Here is a 22358-nt window from a genome sequence, read left to right as displayed (position 1 = left end):
ATACTGTTGTGCAGGATTAGATCGCTGACGGTAAAGTCGGCGGTTATCGGCTGGGAAAGCGGTTATTTATAGATGGACACCCTTGGTTAGTAATAAAGTGCGGGTTTGAGGAGATTACTTTGACTGCTGCAAATATTGGCGACGTCATTCTGAAGGTTCGAGACTTAAAAGTAGATTTTGAGCTCGAAGATGAAACGGTACACGCGGTAAAAGGCATCTCCTTTGATTTGCGCAAAGGCGAAACATTGGCGCTGGTAGGTGAATCTGGATCTGGTAAATCGGTTACCTCGATGGCCATTATGCAGTTGCACGACCCGAAAATCGCGCGCTACCCAGAAGGCTCATCGATTGAGTTCGAAGGCACCGAGCTGATTAATGCACCACGCAAGGTGGTGAATAAGTTTAATGGCGACCGCATTGCGATGATTTTCCAAGAGCCAATGAGCTCTTTGAACCCCTACCTCAACATTGAAACCCAGCTCGCTGAAGTGCTTATCCATCATGGTAACTACAATAAGGACACTGCTCGCAAGCGTATCCTAGAGTTGTTTGAGCTAGTAGAACTGCCAAACCCTAAAACTGCTCTCAAGCGCTATCCACATGAGTTCTCTGGCGGCCAGTTACAACGCATTATGATTGCCATGGCACTGGGCAATGAGCCAGACCTATTGATTGCTGATGAGCCAACCACTGCGCTGGATGTAACCATTCAGGCACAAGTACTTGAACTGCTGGCGTCGATTCAAAAGCGTATGGGCATGGCGATTTTGTTCGTTACCCACGACCTAGGCGTCGTGAAACATCTAACTGACAATGTTTGTGTTATGCGCTTTGGTGAAATTGTCGAAACCGGCAAAACCACTGAAGTATTTGCTAATCCTAAGCATGAGTACACCCAGCACTTACTCGATTCAACACCTAAAGGTCGTAAAACGCCGGTTGCTGATGAAGCACCAGTGATTTTGGACGTTGACAAGGTGCTAGTGCAGTACCCAACACGACATAACTTTTTTGGTAAGCCGGTTGAGTTTTTTGACGCAGTGAAACAAGTGTCGCTAACGGTTCGCGAAGGCCAAACCGTGGGTATTGTGGGTGAGTCTGGATCGGGCAAATCGACCCTTGGCCGTGCCATTTTGAAGTTACTTGATACTTCCGCTGGCACCGTTGAATTTAATAAACAGCGCATTGATAACGCAGAACCTGCGGCAATGCGTCCACTGCGTAAAACATTGCAAGTGGTTTTCCAAGACCCTTATGGTTCACTGTCACCGCGCATGACGGTTGGTGACATTGTCGCGGAAGGCTTGCGCGTGCACTACCCGGAAATGAGCAAAGATGAGCGCCAGCAACGGGTTGAGCAAGCACTTGAAGCCGTGCGCATGCCAAAGAACATTATTAACCGCTATCCACATGAGTTCTCTGGTGGTCAGCGCCAGCGCATTGCCATTGCCCGCGCTGTGGTACTGGAGCCGAAGTTAGTCATGCTTGACGAACCTACTTCGGCCTTGGACCGCTCTGTTCAGGTAACCGTGGTTGAGCTACTGCGCGATTTACAAAAGCGCCTAGGTATGTCGTACGTATTTATTTCACACGATTTGTCGGTAGTGCGTGCGATGTCGGACTATGTGTTAGTCATGCGCAAAGGTGAAGTGGTTGAGCAAGGCCCAACTGAGCAAATTTTTGACAACCCACAAACCCAGTATTGTCAGGAACTTATTAACGCTGCTTACGACCTGTAAGCCGTTAGCGCGACAAACACTACTGCCGTGAGAGCCACTCTTTGAGGGCTCTCACTAAACTTTGTAGCTGTTCGTTGACCCGCGTAAACTTAACCTCTGCCACATCTTCTCCAGCCTTCACGGCCTGCTCTAGCTGCATGACAGCATCGGTCACCTGATTCTGAACTAACATCGCCGTTAAACCTTTTAACGTGTGCAAGCGCCGATGTGAAGCGTCACGATCAGTTAAGTATTCAGCAGCCGCCGTCTGGATATCATCCGCATGATTGCTAACAAATTGTGCAACAACTTGTTTTAACACATCTATGCTGCCAGCAGCATTGGCAAGCGCGTAGGATTCATTGAATTCAGCTTCTGCTGTGACTTCTTGTTCTGCTGTTGGCAAGTCAGCGGGCTTCTCTGGCACTGTTTTAGGGTTATACGCCCCCTCTAGTAATTTATGCGGTAATAACTGGCGCAGCAATTCATACAACTCATTGGGTTTAAACGGTTTAGACAAATGCGCATTCATACCCGCTGCTTCGGTTGATTGCCTATCACTCATCATTGCATTCGCAGTTAGTGCAACAATAGGCGCCTCGAAGCCATGCTGGCGAATCTCGGTTGCTGCCTGCAAGCCGTCTTTTACCGGCATTTGCACATCCATAAAAATTAGATCGTATGACTGCTCGAGCGCCATTAATACTGCTTGTGCGCCGTCTCGCGCGTGCGCCGGCTTAATACCACAACGCCCTAACAACTCTTCTACAATTTGCCAATTAATATCATTGTCTTCTGCAACCAATATCCTAGCTTCGAACTGCGGCTCACCTAGCTTGGCGCTTTCATTTTGAGCTTTGTTAACTAGCGTATCGATCAACTGATAGGGGGTGAATGGCATTGTCATCGCTGCATTGTCAGATTCTCGGCGCCCTATTAGCAGTGCCTTTTCTCCAAGCACGCCCGCCAACGCCTCATCGTCCACAATGACGCGTTGGCAAACAGCCATATCTTGACTAAGTGTAATACCTGCAGACATTAACGTTTCCTGCAAGTGCTCGGCGAGTTGCGCATCGCTCATTTGTAGCGCTACCTTTATAGGAGGTAGTTCAAAGTTAGAGGCTTGCGGATCTTCGGCGATTGGCAAGTTCAAGGTAAATACAGTGCCCTCTCCTGGAACGCTGTTGGCGACAATGTTGCCACCCATTAGGTTAGCCAAACGCTGACTTATGTTGAGCCCTAAGCCAGTACCACCAAATTTCCGTGAGGTACTGCTGTCAGCTTGCTGGAACGGCTTAAAGAGAAGCTTTAGCTGCTCTGGTTTCATACCAATGCCGGTATCTGAAACAGTTAATTCCAGGTGCGACGCTTGATAAGCAACTGAGAGTCGAATGTCACCACTTTCGGTGAACTTTAACGCGTTGCTCAGCAAGTTGTTCAAAATCTGCTGTATTCGCAGCGAGTCACCAATAAAGTTACAAGGTTGTGAAGGGTTGGCTTCCACCCAAATCGGCACGCCTTTGGCTCGGCTTTGCTCACCAAAGATGGCACAACTCGTTGCGAGCACATCTGGTAGGGAAAACGGATGATAGTCTAGCTCAAGCTTATTGGCTTCAATTTTTGAAAAGTCGAGAATGTCGTTAATAATCGATAGCAAAGCCTCGCTGCTTAGCTGAATCTTTTCGATATAACTCCTTTGTTTGCTGCTTAGACCGGTAGCCAACGCCAACTCAGCCATGCCAGTTATGGCATTCATTGGTGTGCGGATTTCATGGCTCATATTGGCTACGAACTGGCTTTTTAACCGGTTGGCAGACTCGGCCTCATGCATGGCTTGAATGAGTTGTTGCTCAGCCTCTCGCCGATCTGTGATATCCGATTGAATGCCAATGTAGTGCGTGGTTTCACCTTGATCGTTCTTAACAGGAGATAACGACAACTGATTCCAGAATAAACTTCCATCAGCGCGATAATTTGCTAACTCCACTTCAACGGCTTTCTGATGACGAATCGCATTGGCGAGTTTTTTGACTGAATCGGTATTAGTTTCTGGGCCTTGCAGAAAATCACACTTTTTACCCAGCACATCTTCAGCCTTAAAGCCCGTAATCAACTCAAAGCCATGGTTAACAAACACGAGAGGCTGGGCGTCAGAATACTCTGAAATAATAATTCCATTATTGGCAGTATCAACTGCCAACTTCAGTAGTTTGAGCTCTTGTTCTGCCTGTCGCACCAGCGTGATATCCGTGCCAACAAATACAAAGCCACTTTTCTCATTGTTGGCATTCTGCTTGTCGGCTCGCGTCCACAACCATGTGCTGCCGTTTAGTGAATGCTCTACCCTCGCTTCCTCACCAAACAATGACGAGTCATTAGTTAGGCCCATACTATGTGGAACAGATGAACCGGCAGCTGGTCGTAACAATTCTTCGGCGGTTTGATTGCAAGAAGTCAGGACTAACTGATCATCAGTTATCAATACTGCCGCATCCAAGCTATCGAGAATTGATTGAATTTCTACCTTTGAGGTGGTGGCTGCGCGCATTCCCGTAATGCTGTGATGGAAGATACGGACCACTTCCGCCAACTCACTGACATTTGTGTGATTAGTGATGACTTCGCTGGTATCGAGTGTTTGCAAATCGCGACTCATAGCGGACTTTAAGTCGTGTAATAACTGTTTAACCGAAGACAAGGTCACCAAAGAAATGACAAAGAACACTCCCAAAACAATAGCGACCGATACCACCAGCATTGATACAAAGCCATCCTGCAGCAACCCAATCGCCTGTTCATCCTGCAGGATGACAGGCTGCAGCGCTAAGTCGTTTTGAGGAGCGCTACTGAACCAACCGGATATAGGTAACTCAAGCGCCTGCTCTAGTACTAGGTCGTTTGTTGTTGAGTACAGAACAGTTTGTTTATCATCTAGCAGCACGAGCGCTCGATCTGGCCGCGAAAAAGCGCTTTGCTGCATTAAATAATCGAGTGAAACCCTTGCAACAAAAGCCCCTTCAGGTGATCTGTTAATTTTGACTGGGCTCGCTAAGTACAAGTGGCCATCTTCAATAAACGTCCATGATTGACCATCCTCTAACACGCGATCGAGCCACAAAGACGTGTCGGGGTACCAATTAGCTATACGCCCATTGTTCGAGGCAATCACTTCACCGCGAAAATCCACTACGGCCAATGGTGTGCGCTCACTTGATGCAAGAGATAGGTTCTCGATAAAACTTGGAAGGTAGGCTTGCCGGCCGTTGTAGTCAACTAGTGCGTTAACTACGATTGCATTGGCAGCAAACTGCTCTAAACGTTCTTGTAACTGTTGGTATTGCTCATTAACAATAAGGTGATAGCTTTTCCCTGCTGCTTGCAACTGACGGTCGACTAGTTGTCGCTGAATACTAGCAGCCACAACGACTAGCACCACAAATACAAATAGACTCACGCCTACAAGTGTGCCCAGCGATTTTTTAACAACATAACGCCACAGAGATTGCATTAAAACGGCACTCCAATGCCGTTATCGTTAGCTTGCAGCAGTAACAAGTCTTCTGGTGCCAAGGCTTCGTTGGAATCTCTAAACGGCCAAGAATAAGTCTTCATTGCCCCTTGATGACTTTCTATTTGCCTCAGCGCGTCTCGGATGGCACTAGCTTGGATGTCTCCAGCAAGGGCCACCGCTTTGGTTAACAAATGCACTAAATCGTAGGCTTGTACCACGCCATTGTAGCTGTTGTTCGGCGAGCCATATTGACGTTGATATTGAGCCAATAATTCTTCACCTACTGCCGTTTTTGCTTGCCCGGAAGAAACTGTATTCACCCATTTAAAGCTAATGCGTTGCAGCTGATCCAGCCCAAGATGACCAACGAAGTCGTCGGCCACTACGCCCCAATGCGACAGCACAGCAGGCTGCTCACCACCGGCTATTAGCGCATTAGCAAAGTTCACGGCATCGCGGGCGTTGCCAACAAAAAACAGGCAATCTGTTTCACCATGCTCATAAATGCCATCAATTAACTGCGGGAACAGCTCGGTTTGCCAGTTAAACCAAGCCGCGGGTAGCAGAGGAAATCCTAGTTCTTGTGAAGCTTGCAACAAGGCTTTTTCGTTGCTGCGCCCCCAGCCGGTGTTTTCTAGCATCGAGTGAGTATGTTGGCAGCCTAGGTCTTGCGCTTCCTTTACTAAAAACTCGCCAACCCACTCATCGCGTAACGACAAACGAAACACATTATTGGGGTTATAGCCGTTATCTATAATGGGAGTGCCCGCTGCCCAGGGCACTAAGTAAATAAGGTCTTTTTGGTGAATGGTTTCTAGCTCGGCGAGTACAACCGGCGTGTGAATACCTCCAAGAATAGCCAGCAAGTTGGGCATTTCGCTGGCTTGCTCTACATGTAATATGCCGCGGGCAGGGTTTGCTCTATGGTCGCGGACAACCAGTTCAATTGGCTTACCAAGCACACCGCCGGCAGCGTTGATCTCTGCAACGGCAATTTGAGCCCCTGCTAGTATGGCCTCACCGCCTTGTTTACCGCCAGTGGTGAAATCGGCGTTTACCATAATCTGCCAATGATTAGCAGACGCGAATGACGTGATAAAAAGTAGGATCAACCAGCGCATAGGTACCTCGCAAATGCCCAACTATGTTCACTATAGTTAAGTTTTTTGCGGCCTATGGCGCTGGTTACTTAAATTAACGGTATTGGTTGGCCAGGTCGCGCAATGCCATAGCCGCTTGGCCGGCTGATTCAGCATAAGTTTCATCTTCGCTGGCAAATATAATGCCGCGTGAGCTGGAAATCATTAAGCCAGTGCCATCAGCAGTTTTTCCTTGTTGCAGTACAGCTTCGGCATCACCGCCTTGCGCTCCCAAGCCAGGCACTAGAAACGGCATATCACCCACGAGCTGGCGAATCTCACCCATTTCGTCTGGCCAAGTAGCACCAACAACCAGTGCTAGGTTGTTATTCTGATTCCATTTTTCACAAGCAGTAATCGCCACTTGTTGATAAAGCTTGTTGCCGTTTTCTAACGTTAAGCCTTGCAGCTCCGCCGCCGATGGGTTTGATGTACGGCATAAAACGATCACACCCTTATCTTGGTACTCGGTAAACGGCTCAATGCCATCGAACCCTAAGTAAGGGTTTACCGTTACCGCATCTGCTTCAAAGCGCTCAAATGCTTCGCGCGCATAACGCTCGGCTGTTGAGCCAATGTCGCCACGCTTTGAATCCAAGATAACAGGCAAACCAGGGTGCATGCGGTGCACGTGTTTAATGAGGTCTTGTAAGATATCTTCCGCACCCAAGGCAGCAAAGTGAGCAATCTGCGGTTTAAATGCACAGGCGTAAGGCGCTGTCGCATCAATGATGTTCATTCCCCACTCAAATAAGCCTTCGGCACTGCGTAAATGTTCAGGCAGGCGCTTAATGTCGGGATCAATACCAACACAAACTAGGGTATCTTGCTGTTGCCAGCGATTGCGTAGATCAGTGCTAAAGCTCACAGGTGCTCCTAACTCTCGGACATGCGATGGCTAAGTGTAACAGAATTTGGCGACTGTCAGCGCAATGCCTTGATATAAACCTGTGAGTTGCGGTTTGCATCGAGCTTTTGCCGACGTGCCTCTGGTAACTGCTCTTTGGTCGCTTTGATAAACCCTCGCTCAACAAACCAATGAGCCGTTTGCGTGGTTAAAATAAACAACCCGTGACAGCCCATCGCCAAAGCTTGTTTTTCAACTTCTTGCAACAGGCTTTGAGCTCTATGTTGGCCGCGATAGTTTGGGTGAATCACCAAACAAGCGAGCTCCGCCATGTCATCAAAAGGGTGCAGCGCAGCACAACCAATCACCAACCCATCTCGTTCAAAGACATAGTACTCACTTATTTCTGTCTCTAGGCGTTGGCGTGATCTTGGCACCAAGATGCCTTTTTCTTCCAACGGCTGTAGCAGCGCTAGAATGCCACCAATATCAGACAGATTGGCTTGCCTCAGCTGGTCATAGTTGTCTTGCGATACCATGGTGCCGACGCCATCGCGCGTATACAGCTCGGCTAGAATGCCGCCATCAACTTGGCTGTTCACAACTTGCACACGCGGAATCGCCGCATCACAAGCGCGGCAAAGTGTTTGCAACGTTTGCCGACCGGTTGTGTTGATATCTAACGAAGTGAGTCGCTGCCTCGCTTGCAAGGCAGTTAACTCGCGGCCATTTTCAGGTCGACACTGGATGTCATCGCCAACAATAATGAGTTTATCGGCGTTGAGTGATTGCGCGGCTGCAACGGCAACTTCGCCCGCTTCCACGTTAAACAGCTCGCCGGTGACCGACACGCCAATGTGGGAGAGTAAAACAATGTTATTGCGTTTAAGTTGGTCGGCGATGGCCTTGTTATGTACCTGGCGGACCTTGCCAGAGTACAAAAAATCGACACCGTTTATCACGCCAATTGGACGAGCATAAACATAATTACCTGACACCACACGCATTTCACTGTTAAACATTGGGCTATTGATGAGACTACGAGAGAACGCTGCCTCAATCGCAAATCTTAGCTTACCGGATACTGCCACAGCAGCGTCGAGCGCCTCCGTATCAGTTACTCGAATACCTTGGTAGTACTGGTTTTCATCCAATGCGTGAGCAATCTGTGCCCGGCCACCTTGCACAATCACCAAGCGGATTCCCAAGCTGGCAAGCAATGCAAGATCGGCGACTAAATTGTCGATATCACCGCGCAGGCTATCGTCGGTGAGCAAGACCACGACAGTCTTGCCCCGCAAACTATGGATGTATGGTGAGCTATTGCGGAAAAACTCTACGAACTGTTCAATATTCACTCGGCGACCTCACTTATTCTAAGGTGATTTTAGGTCGCCAAGCGTCGTTAAACAATGCGCGAGTAGCGCTGGCGCAATTGATCGGTTAAATAAGCATCAAATAACATGCAAATCGGGCGCAATAACAAGCGTCCCGTCGGCAAAACGTCTATTCCTTTCGCCGATAACTTAATTAATCCGTCATCAGCAAAATTTTGCAGGTAGGGCTGCACGTCTTTAAAGTCGGCTAAGAAATTACGCCCAAATTCTTTACGGTATTCGCTATAACTGATTGGCATCGCACAGCTCAGACGACTGATAATCCAGCGGCGGCGAATATCATCATCATTTAGTTCATAGCCTTTGGCAACTGGCATTTCACCGGCGGCAATTTTGTTTTGCCAAGCGTCTAGTGACTTTTCATTTTGGAAGTATTGTCCATCAATAAAGCTGATTGAAGATACCCCCATCGCCAACATATCCAACCCTTTATGAGTTGAATAACCTTGGAAGTTACGTTGCAAAGACTGCCCATACAGCGCTTGTGCTAGCGGATCATCAGGCTTGGCAAAATGGTCCATGCCAATGTACACCATGCCCGCGCTCTGCAACTGCTGAATGCTATTACCAAGTATGGCTAGCTTAGTTTCTGGGGTTGGCACTTCGTGGCTGTCAATCCGCTTTTGCGGAGCAAACCTGTCTGGTAAATGGGCATAGCTATACATGGCAATGCGATCTGGTGACAGGTCCAGTACTTGCCTGAGTGTTTGCTCAAAGGTCGCTTCGCTTTGATTTGGCAAACCATAAATAAGGTCAATGCTGATGCCGTGAAAGCCGAGGTCGCGTGCTGCTTGCATGCGTTGAGCTACCAATTCATAGGGTTGCACACGATGAACCGCTTTCTGGGTGGCTGGGTTAAAGTCTTGTACGCCAATGCTAATGCGGTTAAAGCCCAGCTCTTTAAGCATTGCCAGATAATTTTCATCGGTGACCCTAGGGTCAATCTCGATAGAAAACTCATGATCAGGCAGCGAAAACAGATCAAAGTTATAGTCCAGCAAGGCCCAGACTCGCTGCATTTGCTCAACTGTTAAAAAGGTTGGCGTACCACCACCAAAGTGCAATTGTTTAATTGGCCTTGCACCGCAAAAGTCAGCTAAGCGAGACATTTCGATGGCCAAATGCTCAATATATTTGTCTGCTAGGTCTTGCTGTTTGGTGACGTGTTTATTACAGGCACAGTAATAACAAAGATGACGACAAAATGGGATATGGACATAAAGCGATAGCGGTTCGTAGCTTCTACCGGCCTGACTTAATGCACTGAGATATTGTGCTTGTGTTACTTGTTCAAAGCAAAGCGCGGTTGGATAAGACGTATACCTTGGTCCATTACCATCATATTTTTTCACCAATGCTGCAGACCACTGCACTTGCTCAGACATACTAACCCCATGCTTACACTACCCTTATCGCAGCATTATGAAGGCTGCTAGCAAAGCAAACCTGACGTAAGTCAATAGGCCTCTATTTTAACCTAGAAAAATGTGACTAATTAATGAACAAATAGGAGGGAGGCACGTTAATTAAGCTATTCAATCAACCGCTTTGTTGTTATTATGTGAACTCGATAGCAGTCGGCATGTGAAGCCATCGTGCTTTTACAGCTGAGTGTTGTTCTCCTCTGACACAATTGGATTGTGTCTCTTCAGCACCATCCTCGCGGATGGTGCTTTTTTTGCTTAAGCGTTTTTATTTAAGCTTGTCACACTCAAATTATGCAAAAGCGCCTTTTAGAGCGAAGAAGAACAAAATAGATAAACCAGCACCGGCTGGCAGGGTAACTAACCATGACGTGAAGATAGTACCAATCACACGCAAGTTAAGTGCTGAGATGCCGCGCGCTAAACCAACCCCTAGCACTGCACCGACAAGAGTTTGAGTTGTAGAAACTGGGATACCAGCACCTGAGGCCACTACTACCGTCGTTGCCGCACCCAACTCAGCAGCAAAACCACGGCTAGGCGTCAGCTCAGTGATCTTCTTACCAATTGTGCCCATTACTTTAAAGCCGTAGGTAGCTAGACCCACAACAATACCAAGCGCACCCAGCAGCAGTACCCAGGTTGGCAGTGCCGATTTCTCAACAATCTGACCACCATTTTCAAGGGTAGATACCACGGCTGCCATTGGGCCAATCGCGTTGGCAACATCATTCGAGCCGTGCGCAAACGCCATCGCACAGGCGGTGAAGACCATAAGGATCGCAAAAATACGTTCAACTGAAGCAAAGCGGAACTTCTCATCTGCTTTATCGTCGCGTTTTACTCGGCGCAGCAAGGTGTAGCCGATCGCCGTGACAACCAAACCAATGACAACAGAAAGCAATGATGCTTCAACGAACGACAGTTTGATGCCCACATGCTTTAAGCCCTTTAGCAAGGTAACCATGGCAATCATAAAGCCAACGAAGAACATGTACATAGGTACCCATTTCTTCGCCTGGGTGAAAGGATCTTCGGTATCTAGAATCAAGCGCTGAACCGATACAAACATAAAGAACGAGATAGTACCGGCAATCACTGGTGAGGTTACCCAGCTGGCAACAATTGACCAAACCTTGCTCCACTCAACCGCATCAACGCCAACACCTACTGCGGCAAAGCCAACAATAGCACCAACAATTGAGTGCGTAGTCGATACCGGCCAGCCTTTCATTGAGGCTACAGCCAGCCATATACCCGCAGCCAACAAAGACGCCATCATGCCGTATACCAGCAACTCTGGATGCCCGTTCATTACGTTCGGGTCGATAATGCCTTTACGGATGGTAGAGGTCACTTCGCCACCGGCTAAGAAGGCGCCGGCAAATTCGAAGATCATTGCAATAACAATTGCTTGTTTGATGGTTAGTGCGCGTGAACCAACCGACGTACCCATGGCGTTTGCAACGTCGTTGGCACCAACGCCCCAGGCCATAATGAAGGCGAATACTGCCGCCAGAGGCAGAAGTATGTGCTGGTATTGTAACAATAATTCCATTGGTGATTATCTCGCTAGCAGGATTTGTAGACGCGCACCCACACGCTGAGCGTGATCAGCAACTACGCCAATTTCTTCAATTACTTGGTATAGGAACATAACGTCAATTGGTGGCAACTCACGTTCCAATGCCATTAATCCTTGGCGAATCACTCTCTCATGCTGATCTGAATTAGTTTCTAGTTCATCCAAAACAACCACCATACGGTGCACACGCTCAGCTTCGATCCCGCGGAAGCTGGTCTCCATCAACTCATCAAGCTCGGCGACAATTTCATGCGCTTGCACAACAACAGAGACTGCTTGTTTTGCATAGGCCATAAATTGCTCTACCAATGTCGCTGGCACTTCCATTTTGCGACCTAGCATCACACCGGAAATGTCTTTTACTACGTTGGCAATTTTGTCTTGTACGGTAAGTAGTTCAAGCAAGTCTGAACGTGGCACAGGCATAAACAGACTGTTTGGCAAGTGCAAACGGATGTCTTTTTTAATCGCGTCAGCTTCATGCTCTTTTTCAGAAATCTGCTTACGAACCAGCTCTGCTTGCTGCCAATCCTTTACTACCACTGCGTCTAAAAAGACAGGTAATAACTCGGCACATTCGCGTGCTTTGCTGATATGTTCCTGAATTGGTTTGACCGGTGAGCGACCAAACAAGTCAATTAAAGGACTTTCGGCGGCCATGCTGCCTCCTAAGTGCATCGTTGAAATTGTCGCGGATTATATGGCCTCGAAATCAAAATGTCATAGTTACATGGTAATTTTTTGCGTTTTTATTTTTAATACTGGTTAATTAATGCGCTACATCAGGCTGTCGAAGCATGACCTTTGACCCATTTGCTATGCCATGTAGACTACAGCGTTGCTTAGGAGGTTGTTGTGGCGAAAGAAATTGAACTCAAATTATCTGCAGTATCTGTAGACAGCTCAGCCATTATAGATTGGTGCCAAAAACAGTTTGCCGACCCCATCATTTCACAGCTTGCTAACGCCTATTTTGATACGCCAGATCAAGCACTTAGCCAGCAGAAAGTGGCACTGCGTATTCGCTCTTATGATGGCAGTCATACCATGACGTTAAAAACAGCAGGAGAGGCCGCGGGCGGGTTACATCAGCGCAACGAGTATGACTGGCCACTAGTGAAACCCGAGCTAGATGTTGCAGAGCTAACAGACAAACTACCAAATATTGATTGGCAACAAGTGCAGCCGCAGTTCACGACTAACTTTAAACGATATGCTTGGCTAATCAGCTTTCAGCACAGCGAAATAGAACTGGTAATGGACGTAGGCGGCGTGGAAGCGAACAACCAGGTTGATGCAATCAATGAAATTGAGCTAGAGCTAAAATCTGGGCTGGCAAGTGAGCTTTACGACCTAGCCACACGATTATGTCGACAGTTTGCCTTACTGCCTAACAATGTTTCAAAGGCACAACGTGGTTACCGGCTTCTTTCTGGTGACGACTCATTGGCACCCTGTGCTGAAGAGTCCGTTGCAGCGCAGCTTAATCACTTCACTAATGCTTTAGAAAGTTTTAGCTATAGCAGCAAACTAGCTGCTTGGCAGCAAGCAGCGATTTCGCTTGCTAACTTGCGCATGCTCTCTATCACCAAGGCTACAAGCCTGCAAGGAGACTGCATTGAGCTACTAAAGCTGTGCCAACCAATTCTTAGCATTCTCCCAGCAACCATCGCCGAACAAAGCAAGTTAGCTCAGGTAAAGAACCAACACCAACGGTTGCTTGCAACACCAGCTTTGGGTCAAACACTTATTTCCATCGCACAAGGCTTGTACGATGAGGATTAGAGTACTGCTTTTGTGGTTAGGCCTAAGTAGCAGCACAATGGCTTGGCAACTCACAGGCAACTTTGACGGCGTGGTCAACAATCGTGAGTGGGTTGGCCACAGTGAAATCGAAGGCTATACCCAGCTCGCACTGCTCGGGCAAATTGGCTGGCAAACTACGATTAATCAAACCTCTCTTACCATTGGCGGCCAAACCCAATTGGCTTTCGCTAACCAGCCAGTATTCAGACCATGGTTAATACTGGCTAGTGACCAATATTTGCTCAATCTGAAACTTGGCAGTCTGAGGCCGCTCAATTTACATCATTCAGTGTTTGATCAAGCGCGCAACTGGCCCAGTAGGCAAGCCAATCCAAGCCCAGTATGGCAGGAAGGTTTGCAGCTGGGCTATCAAGGCGAAACGACCGACTGGCAAACCCAAGTATTGTGGCGAACCATTGAGCGCCAAAATCAAGCCGAATATTTTGATGTACTACAACGGGCAACTTGGCAAGTTAACCAACAGATTTCTCTGCTTTTTGAGCACCATCTTGCCCATCAAGGTGGCCAAATCACCTACGACACGAGTTCTTTACGCGCGCAATCACTGCGTTTAGGTAGCCTTTGGCAGAAAAACCATTGGTCGCTTGGTGCATCAATGCTTGCAAGCCAAGTTGGCGACGACTGGGGACAGGGTGGACTGTTTGGCCTCGCATGGACAAACCAAGCACACACCATAGAAGCAGAGGTGTTTGTTGGAGATAATTATGCCGCTGTGAGTGCAAGTGAGCTTTACCAGTTGCCTAATCTGTCCACAGCAAGTTGGCACTGGCAAATTGATGACGATCTCAGCTTTGGCTTGGCATTACAAATGAGCGATAGATTATTGTTTACCAGCCAGTTACTCTATTGGCATATTCACTTCTAGTACCAACTTTGTATTGTGCGTAATATCTTGGGTTTTGATGCGATTCGTCGCCAAATTGAACAAAACGCCACCAACTTCGTGTTAATCTTATCTTTAGCCACGGTTCCCTTGGCGATCATATTGGCGTGGGCGCTGGCTTGGAGTTGGCAAGAAAGCAGTAAGGCCCAAGCACTTGAGCTAGCAACTGAAAATGTTGAGGCAACAGCGGTCGAGGCGAGCCGTGCTTTGTTTAAGCAGTTCAGCCAATACACAGGGTTAACCCGAGTATTGGCCAACTTGCCTGAGATTCGCCAGAATACTGATAGCCAATCTAGCGAAAGCACCCGAGCAATTAATGAGTTTTTGTCGGCATTTACCCTGAATATTGGTATTGATAATGCTTTCATCACCGATCGTTCAGGCAAGGTCATTCTTACTAGCAATGCAAACAGCCCAGCCGACCTTACTGGCACTTTATTAGAAAGCCATCAGCATATCCGCGCCGCCTTAGCTGGTGACGCCACATTTGAGTTTCGCTACGGACCTCCCAATCGGCGGGCGGGTTTTTACTTTAGCTTTCCAATTTTGAACAACCAAAACGATATTATTGGTGCGGCAACCATCAAAGTTAACCGCGAAACGCTATCAGAAGCGGTACAACAAAAAGGCGTGCTCATTGCCGACTCGCAGGGCGTTGTATTCCTCTCCGACCGCTCTGAAATGATTTTTAAAGCCCTTTCGGGCGCCCCGGTATTGGACTTGCCGCGGGTACAATTACAAGCACTCTATGATCGCGACACCATGGAGTTAGTTGGCGCCCAAGAAACTCAGCCTCGGGTAGCGGGGCAACCTAGGTATTTTGATGTCACCGACGCTCGATTCGGCCGAACGCTGCCACACCTGATTACCACCTCAATGGTTGAGCTTGATGGTGGTACGCTTTATGTGAATGCTTATGAACCCCTACCCGACCACAAGCGGTTGGAGCGTGAATTGCCAGTTGCCGCTGGCGTTCTGGTATTGGGGATCATTATGTTTTGGTATGCGTTAACGGCATCGGTTGTGTATACCTTGCGTGCTCGTTGGTACCGCCAGGAATTACAAGCCTCCAATGGCCAATTAGAAGCGGTTAACCGTGAGCTCGCAGAGCTAGCCTTGCATGACCCACTAACTGGTTGCGCTAACCGCAGGGGCTTAGCAGAACGTATTGACGAGGAGCTTGACCGGGCCACTCGCTATGGCCGTCCACTTTCGGTTGCCGTCATAGACATAGATCACTTTAAGCAGCTCAACGACAAGTTTGGTCACCAAGCAGGAGATCAAGCGCTTAAACACCTTGTGCAACTAATTCAACCAAGATTGCGCAACACAGACTTTTTAGCCCGTGCAGGTGGGGAAGAGTTTGTTATTGTCATGCCAGAAACGACTCTCGAAGCCGCCGAGTTTGTTCTGGAACGCATACGCGAAGTGGTCGCCAACGAAAGCTTCTATTGTGACCGCGGCACGATCAATATGACCATAAGCGTGGGCATCGCCTGCTTGATAGCAGGCGAGCTAGGCAATGAGCTTATTGAGCGCGCTGACGTTAAGCTGTACGAAGCCAAACAATCTGGGCGCAACCGAGTGTGCGCTTAAGAATTAAACCCTAACGCTTTTAGCTTTGGCGCTAGCAGCGCTTCTTGTTGTTGCTGCTGTAGGGCGATATCTTTGGTGGCATTTGCTAATGCTAACAATGCAATACGTACCGACTGGGTATCTTTATGCGACAGCGAGCGAGTGAGATAGTCTTTTGCTCGCCCCCATAGCTGCAAGTGCAAACACAAGCGCCCTGCGCTAAATAATGCTGCTGCTTGGTTGGGTTCGGTTTTCACCAATACTTCCAAGTCCTGCAGCTGTTGCTCAGCATTGTCAATCACTTCGCTGTATAGCACCAATAGTTCATCGTTCACTGACTGCTTCAAAGCATGGCGAATAATCGCAATAGCCTGTTTATTGGCACCTTGCGCCGCCAAAATCCGTGCCAGCGCACAGGCAAGTTCGGGTTTTGCCCGCGTGGTTTTGTCTAATTGATACCAAAGCTGCATAAGCGATTTCTGCTGACGCTCATCCAAACAATTATGCAACCACTCTGGCACCTGGTCGGTTAACATTTTCACCATGCGCTGGCTTTCACTGCGCCGCCCAGGTAAATGGTTATTGAGCAACCGCGGCAATGATTCCACCACGCCGGTACCATCTTTCAGGGCAATTGAAATAGCTAACCATTGTTTGGTCACATAGCCATTTTTTGGATACTGCTCGGCGAGGTTTTTCACTACCGCCAATGCCTGCTCTAGCTTGCCTTGTTCACGCAAAAACTCGATGCGCTGCAGGTCAAATAAAAGCTTTAGCTTTGGTGATTCGGTTTTGCCCTGATCCAAAAAGTGTAAGGCAGTATTTAAGTTATCTTGTGCCCAAGCACTGCGAGCACTCATTAACCAAGCTAGCCATGCCCCCTGCTTCTGCGTGGCTTTGCCAAATAGTTTTTCAGCTGCTGCATACTTTTCGTCTAAGTAGTGCAAGACCGCATTCTGAAGATGATTTTCTGCTTGCAACTGGCTGCGTCGGCTGCGCCAATCACCAAACTGCTTAAGCCACACGCCGCGGGTAAATAGCCAAACCGCAAACCGGACCACGACATAGAACAGCACTAAGGCAATAAGCAATAACCAGATGCTCGTTTCTATACGCCACTGGCCGTACTGCAATAACACATAGCCCGCATCGGCGGCAACAAGCTGACCAACAAACCCCATGATCACCAGAGCAATGGCCAACCAGATCAGTGTTGTCAGTTTCATAGCGCCTCCAATCCATCAAGAAGGCGGCGGGCTTCGCCAAAGTTCTCTGGCACAACAAGTTCTAGGTTTAGATCGTTAAGCGCTTGTAAATGGTCTAGCCAAGCTTGGCGCGCATTGGATGGTGCAACATAGGTAGTCAGCCAATCGGTAAGCTGAGCAAGTTGCGACTTAAAAGCCGCTCCATCTCCCAGCAATAGCAAAGCCTTGGTTTGTTCTAACTGGGCTTTTAATGCTGCTTTTAACCATGGCTCGGGCGCTATCACAGCTGCCTGAGTTTCATCAAAGCGGCTCACCGCTACTAGAGAGGTTAACCACTGCCAAGCATCATCGCTGGCGGCTTCGTCTTGTTGTTTTACTTGCAATGGTGTTAATGGCAGTTGCTCAATATTACTGATGAGCGCTTGTAGACGGCTGACTTGTGAAGACAAATCGACTGTCTCGATTGATTGCAATGCTAGCACTTGTTCATCGATAGCCTGTAAAACTGGAAAGTACCTAGGGTCTGAATTACCGGCTAGCGTGTCTCGTGCTTGTTTGAGCAGTGAGATACCACCGTCAACGTCGTCGGCTAACAGCACTTGCTGCTCGGAGAGCCTTAATAAGCCGCGAGTTTGGGCAACCAACCAAGCACTGTCTGGATTCGGGTTCACTTTCGATAATTGCTCGGCAAAGCTTTGCAAGGCATTTTGCTGATCACTCAAACGTTGAGTGAGCTGTGCGGTGCTGCTGCCTTGCGCGTTAATGCTCGCTTCTAACTGGTTTTGTTGCGCACTCAGGTCTGCCAGTTCAGATTGCGTTGCAGACAGCGCTTGTTCTAATGAAGTCAGCTGCTGTGAAGTCTGTGTTGTCGACTGAGTGCTTGCCTGCATTTGCCAAGCTAGCCAACCACTAAGTCCCAGTGCACAGGCAGCAATGAGCAATGAAATTAGGGCAAAGTATGGTGTTCTTGCTTTTTGCTTTGGCTCTTGCTTTGGCTCTTGCTTTGGCTCTTGCGGTGCAACGTCGTGTTGTTCAGTCGCTTGCTCTTCACTCATGAGGCATCCTTTACGATGGCATCTAGCAATGCTGCTTCGCTAGCACCGCCGGCAATGTTAATGTCAGAGATATTTGCTTGCTCTAGGCAATGCGCAACCTGCTCACTGCTTACAATATATCGGCAAAACTGAGCATCAGGCAACTGAGCCAATGCATCCGCCACCTGTGTATTAGTAACGACGATGGTTACAGGCTTTGGCGAAGACAAACGCAATGCTAAGCGCGCTAACTCAGGTTGGCTAATACTCGTTTGATAGAGCTCAATCACATCAGCGTTGGCGACTTGCTTGGCTAGCTGCGCACTGCGTCCAGCTTTTGCCGTGAGAATCAACCAAGCGCCATCGTCTGTTGGCTGTAAGGCTTGTATCCCTTCGCCGTCATTAGGCCAACTAACAGACTCAAACGACTGTGCTAACCACTTGCCTGTTGACGCGCCAGGTGCCCAAAACTTTGCCTGGGCATGAACGTTTAGCGGCCAACACTCACCAACAAATCGGCTAGCGACAAATACATTTTTATAAGGCTTGTGTTGCAAGGCGAGTGTTGACTCGTCTAGTGGCAGTGGTTGCTTGTGTAACAAGTCGAACTGCTCAACATCAACGCCACGGTGGCTCAGCTCACGCGCTAGCGTACGAGTATTACGGGTTAACAGAATCATCGCTTAGACGCTCTAGTATTTCGCCAGCCCCCATTTCCAATAACCGCTCAGCCAGTTCAATACCCAAGGCTTCGGCCTGCGCGGTGGCAGGGCGGTCGTCTTCTAGTAATAAGCTCTCACTTACTTTATGAAGTAGGCTGCCGTCTGGCTCACCAACACGGGCTTCCATATGCAGTTTGTTGTTGGCAAGGGTTGCGTAACCTGCAATTGGCACTTGGCAACCACCTTCTAGGCGACGATTCATACCTCGCTCAGCACTAACAGTAATGGCGGTATGTTCGTCATGAAGTGGGGCGATAAGCGCTTGCGTGGCTAGATCACTCTCTCGACACTCAATGCCTAGTGCGCCCTGCCCAACAGCAGGCAAACTCAAGCTAGCATCCAGGGTGTGGCGAATACGCTCACCCAACTTCAAACGTTGCAACCCCGCAGCCGCAAGAATAATGGCATCATAATCGCCAGCATCTAACTTAGCCAAACGCGAACCGACATTACCTCGTAAAAACTTTATAGTTAGATCTGGGCGAGCCGCCAATAGCTGTGCTTGCCGGCGCAAGCTAGAAGTCCCTACTACAGAGCCTTCTGGTAAATCATTCACATGGGCGTAATGGTTGCTTACAAAAGCGTCAAATGGCGACTCTCTATCACAAATCACAGGTAAAACTAAGCCTTCAGGCAACTCCATTGGCACGTCTTTCATTGAGTGCACAGCAATGTCGGCACGGCCGTCGTAGAGTGCTTGTTCGAGCTCTTTTACAAACAAACCTTTGCCACCTACTTTTGCTAGTGGCACATCGAGAATATGATCACCCTTGGTAGAGATCTCTAGTAGCTCGACATCTAGATCCGAATGAGTGGCCTGCAAGCGGTCTTTAATATGATAGGCCTGCCACAAGGCAAGAGGACTTTTGCGTGTGGCAATAGTAAGCGTTGGCATGTCGCGGCTCCAAACGTCGAAAAAACGCTAGTTTACCAGCAACCTCGCCAAGACGCTAAATGGTTGGCAACTCTTCTGCAGCCGCTAGCAGCAGACTATGCGCCGACTCGCCCGACATTTCGAATGGGTTAAACTGATCGGTGCCGGAGTACCTCAACAAATGCTCGGCGAGAAACTTGTCTTCGCCAATATAGCCCATGGTCCATTGATGGAAGCGGCGTTCAGAAATCTCTCGGTAGTCCAGCAACACCGGCTGCGCATGGCGTTTATCGGCAGCGATATTTTGATAAATATGGTTTACCGCCATGCGTGGGCCTTCGAGACATTGCAAAAAATAGGCACTGTTAAAAATGAGCATGCCAGTCACGCCTAGTTTGCCATTATTGCGTTTTGCTGCTTCTAATATTGCAACGATGTCATGGGTTTGCATTTGATCAGTCGCTCGACTGGCGTAAACTAGGCGCACTAGTGTCATTTTGATTCTCCCATTTAATGCTGCCTCCATAACGCAAGTGGCAGCCAGAAACTCGTTTGATTGGAGTGTAGTACGTGCCAACCGAAAACGTTAGCTCACCTTTGGTGGCACATCACCATAATCTTTGGTTGATTCATACACCTAGCTATCATGCTGCCATCATTCGCCTGCAACAAGGTGGTTTGGTATTGTGGGGCGCGCCACCGTTCACCCAAGCACTGGCAACAAGCATCGCCATGCTGGGTGAGTTGCAGCATGTAATAGTCGGCAGTAGCGACTTTATTGGTGCGGCGCACGCTTGGCAAAAAGCCTTTCCAAACTGCCAGTTCTGGGCAAGCCCAGGCGTGCGCAGCGCAGCACAAAAACAAGGCAAGCAGATCGCATTTAGCAACGATCTATGGGCGTCGCCCGACCCAACCTGGTCTAGTGAACTCGACCAATTACTGTTAAAGAACGACCCGTGTGAAGCGATTTTCTATCACTACGAAAGCAAAACCTTGTTAGTGGAGGGATTTGTTACGCAACCTCAAGGGCTGCTAAGCAGATGGTTAAAAGGCTCGCACAATGGCGTCTTGGAGGTTGCTAAAAAACATCGCAGCAATCGCACCAACCAAGAAAATAGCCGGCGGGCACTAGAATACTTCCGCCTATTGGCACCAGAATACTTAATTGGCCGCTCAATCGGCTTGACCGATCAGGTCGAGCAGTTACTCAACCTACAAAAAGATCAATAAGGTGCACGCTGTTCGTTTAAGCGCTTTAACCCCATGGCTGCGCGGTACCATAGCCATATTGATAACGTTGCCAAAATCAGCCAGCCAACGATCAGCATGGTTAAAATATACCCTACTACTGCCCAAAACAGCGACCACCAGAATACCACGCGCACGGCTGCAAAATGTTCAGCTAACCAAGGGGTAGCAGGATTTTTTGCTAAGCAGGCGATTAACCACGCCAATACCAGGGTGACACCTGCCGTAAATGGCGCCAGAACGACCATTGTCCAGGATACATAAGCCGAAGATTTCACAGAGCTTTCACAGCGCCTCATACGGTGGAACAAAAACGATGCGACTATTGCACGATAATTATCGCTGACAGACAATGAACGTCTGGTCATCTTAACGAGCTGGTTATGCGTACTATTAGAGTTTACAACCCAGAAATCATTTCTTCTGAACAGTCGTTCGTGCTCAACGAAGGCCCTAGCCATCACCTTTTAAGGGTATTACGCCTACCAGTTGGCAGTGCCATTGAAGTATTTGACCCAGCGGCGAAATGTTATCAAGTGGTCATAGAAGCAGTACAAGCTAAACGTGCTGTGGTGCGAGTTGAAACCGTACTAGATACACTCCCTCCTTCGCCACTGCATACCCACCTAGGGTTAGTGATGTCAAAGGGCGACCGCTTTGATTACGCCGTGCAAAAAGCGACCGAGCTTGGGGTGAATGAAATAACGCCACTTGATAGCGAACGCTGTGAGATGCGTCTAAAAGGCTCACGCAGCGACAAAAAACAACAGCAGTGGCAGCAAATTGCCATCTCGGCCTGCGAACAATGTGGCCGCAGTGACGTGCCAATTATCCACCCACCGATTTCCCTCAACGATTGGTTAAACATCGAAGCAGACTGCAAGCTGGTGCTGCACCCACGCGATGCGCAACCTCTAACATCAATGCCAACACCAAAGCGAGTTGCCTTGTTAGTTGGCCCTGAAGGTGGGCTCACCGATACCGAAGTTGATTCAGCCTTGACCCTAGGCTTTGTTGGCACCCTTTTTGGCCCTCGTATACTGCGCACCGAAACCGCACCTGTAGTTGCCTTATCGCTACTACAGGCAAGGTGGGGCGATATTTGAATGGCATTTACTCAAGCATTTTTGGTGGTAGAGGAATTCGATCATCGACACACCGCTAGTACATCCATGTAGGCTCGACACCCGCTCCCTGCGGGTGACGGTCTCATATCGAACACCACTACCACCTCGAGGATTGCTTAAGTGAATGGCAAGGTGGGCGATATTTAACATAACTTTTTGCTATTAAGTTACAACTAAACGACCAACTGACATAGGTCAGCACGCATTTTCCACAAGCAACTAGATTATTAACGTTCGGTAAA

General features: G+C 48.5%; 19 protein-coding genes. 6 read left to right on the top strand and 13 right to left on the bottom strand.

Annotation, left to right across the window (positions count from 1 at the left end; translation table 11 throughout):
* The first annotated feature begins 119 nt into the window (after positions 1-119).
* Positions 120-1739 (top strand): ABC transporter ATP-binding protein, encoded by a 1620-nt coding sequence (locus DUW71_RS08725; protein ID WP_233546078.1) that lies wholly within the window; start codon positions 120-122, stop codon positions 1737-1739.
* Positions 1740-1758: 19 nt separating this feature from the next.
* On the opposite strand, the gene DUW71_RS08720 is transcribed toward DUW71_RS08725, so the two are convergent.
* From DUW71_RS08720 to DUW71_RS08690, 7 genes are all read right to left on the bottom strand, one after another.
* A complete protein-coding gene (locus DUW71_RS08720) occupies positions 1759-5226 on the bottom strand; it encodes an ATP-binding protein (protein ID WP_119394861.1) in 3468 nt (1155 codons plus the stop codon).
* Positions 5226-6350, bottom strand: a complete 1125-nt coding sequence (locus DUW71_RS08715) for an ABC transporter substrate-binding protein (protein WP_119394860.1) — start codon at positions 6348-6350, stop codon at positions 5226-5228. The genes DUW71_RS08720 and DUW71_RS08715 overlap by 1 nt, the downstream gene beginning before the upstream one ends.
* A gap of 73 nt (positions 6351-6423) precedes the next feature.
* Positions 6424-7236: an orotidine-5'-phosphate decarboxylase gene (pyrF, locus tag DUW71_RS08710; RefSeq protein WP_119394859.1), complete on the bottom strand. Its 813-nt coding sequence runs from the start codon at positions 7234-7236 to the stop codon at positions 6424-6426.
* Between the two features lie 56 nt (positions 7237-7292).
* A complete protein-coding gene (gene argA / locus DUW71_RS08705; RefSeq protein ID WP_119394858.1) occupies positions 7293-8573 on the bottom strand; it encodes an amino-acid N-acetyltransferase in 1281 nt (426 codons plus the stop codon).
* Positions 8574-8620: 47 nt separating this feature from the next.
* Positions 8621-9997 (bottom strand): oxygen-independent coproporphyrinogen III oxidase, encoded by a 1377-nt coding sequence (gene hemN / locus DUW71_RS08700; RefSeq protein WP_119394857.1) that lies wholly within the window; start codon positions 9995-9997, stop codon positions 8621-8623.
* A 331-nt stretch (positions 9998-10328) separates the two neighbouring features.
* A complete protein-coding gene (locus DUW71_RS08695; protein ID WP_119394856.1) occupies positions 10329-11594 on the bottom strand; it encodes an inorganic phosphate transporter in 1266 nt (421 codons plus the stop codon).
* Between the two features lie 6 nt (positions 11595-11600).
* Positions 11601-12281, bottom strand: coding sequence for a TIGR00153 family protein (locus tag DUW71_RS08690; protein WP_119394855.1), 681 nt, complete (start codon positions 12279-12281; stop codon positions 11601-11603).
* Positions 12282-12476: 195 nt separating this feature from the next.
* Here DUW71_RS08690 and DUW71_RS08685 point away from each other — a divergent pair, with 195 nt between their 5' ends.
* The 3 genes from DUW71_RS08685 to DUW71_RS08675 are packed head-to-tail and all read left to right on the top strand — an operon-like array spanning position 12477 to position 15927.
* Positions 12477-13406, top strand: a complete 930-nt coding sequence (locus DUW71_RS08685) for a CYTH domain-containing protein (RefSeq protein ID WP_119394854.1) — start codon at positions 12477-12479, stop codon at positions 13404-13406.
* Between the two features lie 37 nt (positions 13407-13443).
* Positions 13444-14313 carry a hypothetical protein gene (locus DUW71_RS08680; protein WP_119394853.1) on the top strand — a complete coding sequence of 290 codons (870 nt, stop codon included), beginning with the start codon at positions 13444-13446 and terminating at the stop codon, positions 14311-14313.
* A 15-nt stretch (positions 14314-14328) separates the two neighbouring features.
* Entirely contained in the window at positions 14329-15927 is a 1599-nt protein-coding gene (locus tag DUW71_RS08675; protein ID WP_119394852.1) for a sensor domain-containing diguanylate cyclase, read from the top strand.
* Here the strand turns inward: DUW71_RS08675 and DUW71_RS08670 are convergent.
* Genes DUW71_RS08670 through DUW71_RS08650 form a run of 5 tightly spaced genes read right to left on the bottom strand, consistent with a single transcriptional unit; the run spans position 15924 to position 20237 of the window.
* Positions 15924-17132, bottom strand: coding sequence for a heme biosynthesis HemY N-terminal domain-containing protein (locus tag DUW71_RS08670; RefSeq protein WP_119394851.1), 1209 nt, complete (start codon positions 17130-17132; stop codon positions 15924-15926). The two genes, DUW71_RS08675 and DUW71_RS08670, sit on opposite strands and share 4 nt — an antisense overlap.
* The gene (locus DUW71_RS08665; RefSeq protein WP_119394850.1) at positions 17129-18166 is read right to left on the bottom strand and encodes a uroporphyrinogen-III C-methyltransferase; all 1038 of its coding nucleotides are present in this window, start codon (positions 18164-18166) and stop codon (positions 17129-17131) included. The genes DUW71_RS08670 and DUW71_RS08665 overlap by 4 nt, the downstream gene beginning before the upstream one ends.
* Positions 18163-18825 (bottom strand): uroporphyrinogen-III synthase, encoded by a 663-nt coding sequence (locus tag DUW71_RS08660; RefSeq protein WP_119394849.1) that lies wholly within the window; start codon positions 18823-18825, stop codon positions 18163-18165. Before DUW71_RS08660 ends, DUW71_RS08665 begins: the two co-directional genes overlap by 4 nt.
* The gene (gene hemC, locus DUW71_RS08655) at positions 18806-19762 is read right to left on the bottom strand and encodes a hydroxymethylbilane synthase (protein WP_119394848.1); all 957 of its coding nucleotides are present in this window, start codon (positions 19760-19762) and stop codon (positions 18806-18808) included. The genes DUW71_RS08660 and hemC overlap by 20 nt, the downstream gene beginning before the upstream one ends.
* Positions 19763-19817: 55 nt before the next feature.
* Entirely contained in the window at positions 19818-20237 is a 420-nt protein-coding gene (locus DUW71_RS08650) for a BLUF domain-containing protein (RefSeq protein WP_119394847.1), read from the bottom strand.
* A gap of 74 nt (positions 20238-20311) precedes the next feature.
* Between DUW71_RS08650 and DUW71_RS08645 the strand changes: the two genes are divergently transcribed.
* The gene (locus tag DUW71_RS08645; RefSeq protein ID WP_119394846.1) at positions 20312-20971 is read left to right on the top strand and encodes a DUF4336 domain-containing protein; all 660 of its coding nucleotides are present in this window, start codon (positions 20312-20314) and stop codon (positions 20969-20971) included.
* On the opposite strand, the gene DUW71_RS08640 is transcribed toward DUW71_RS08645, so the two are convergent.
* Positions 20965-21357, bottom strand: coding sequence for a hypothetical protein (locus DUW71_RS08640; RefSeq protein ID WP_158583947.1), 393 nt, complete (start codon positions 21355-21357; stop codon positions 20965-20967). The two genes, DUW71_RS08645 and DUW71_RS08640, sit on opposite strands and share 7 nt — an antisense overlap.
* Positions 21358-21372: 15 nt before the next feature.
* Between DUW71_RS08640 and DUW71_RS08635 the strand changes: the two genes are divergently transcribed.
* Positions 21373-22095, top strand: coding sequence for a 16S rRNA (uracil(1498)-N(3))-methyltransferase (locus tag DUW71_RS08635; RefSeq protein ID WP_119394844.1), 723 nt, complete (start codon positions 21373-21375; stop codon positions 22093-22095).
* The last annotated feature ends 263 nt before the right edge of the window (positions 22096-22358 follow it).

Origin of the sequence: Salinibius halmophilus, from assembly GCF_003577475.1 — a bacterium.
In the GTDB taxonomy this organism is placed as follows: Bacteria; Pseudomonadota; Gammaproteobacteria; order Pseudomonadales; family Natronospirillaceae; genus Salinibius; species Salinibius halmophilus.
This window is presented reverse-complemented; position numbering and strand designations above follow the sequence as displayed.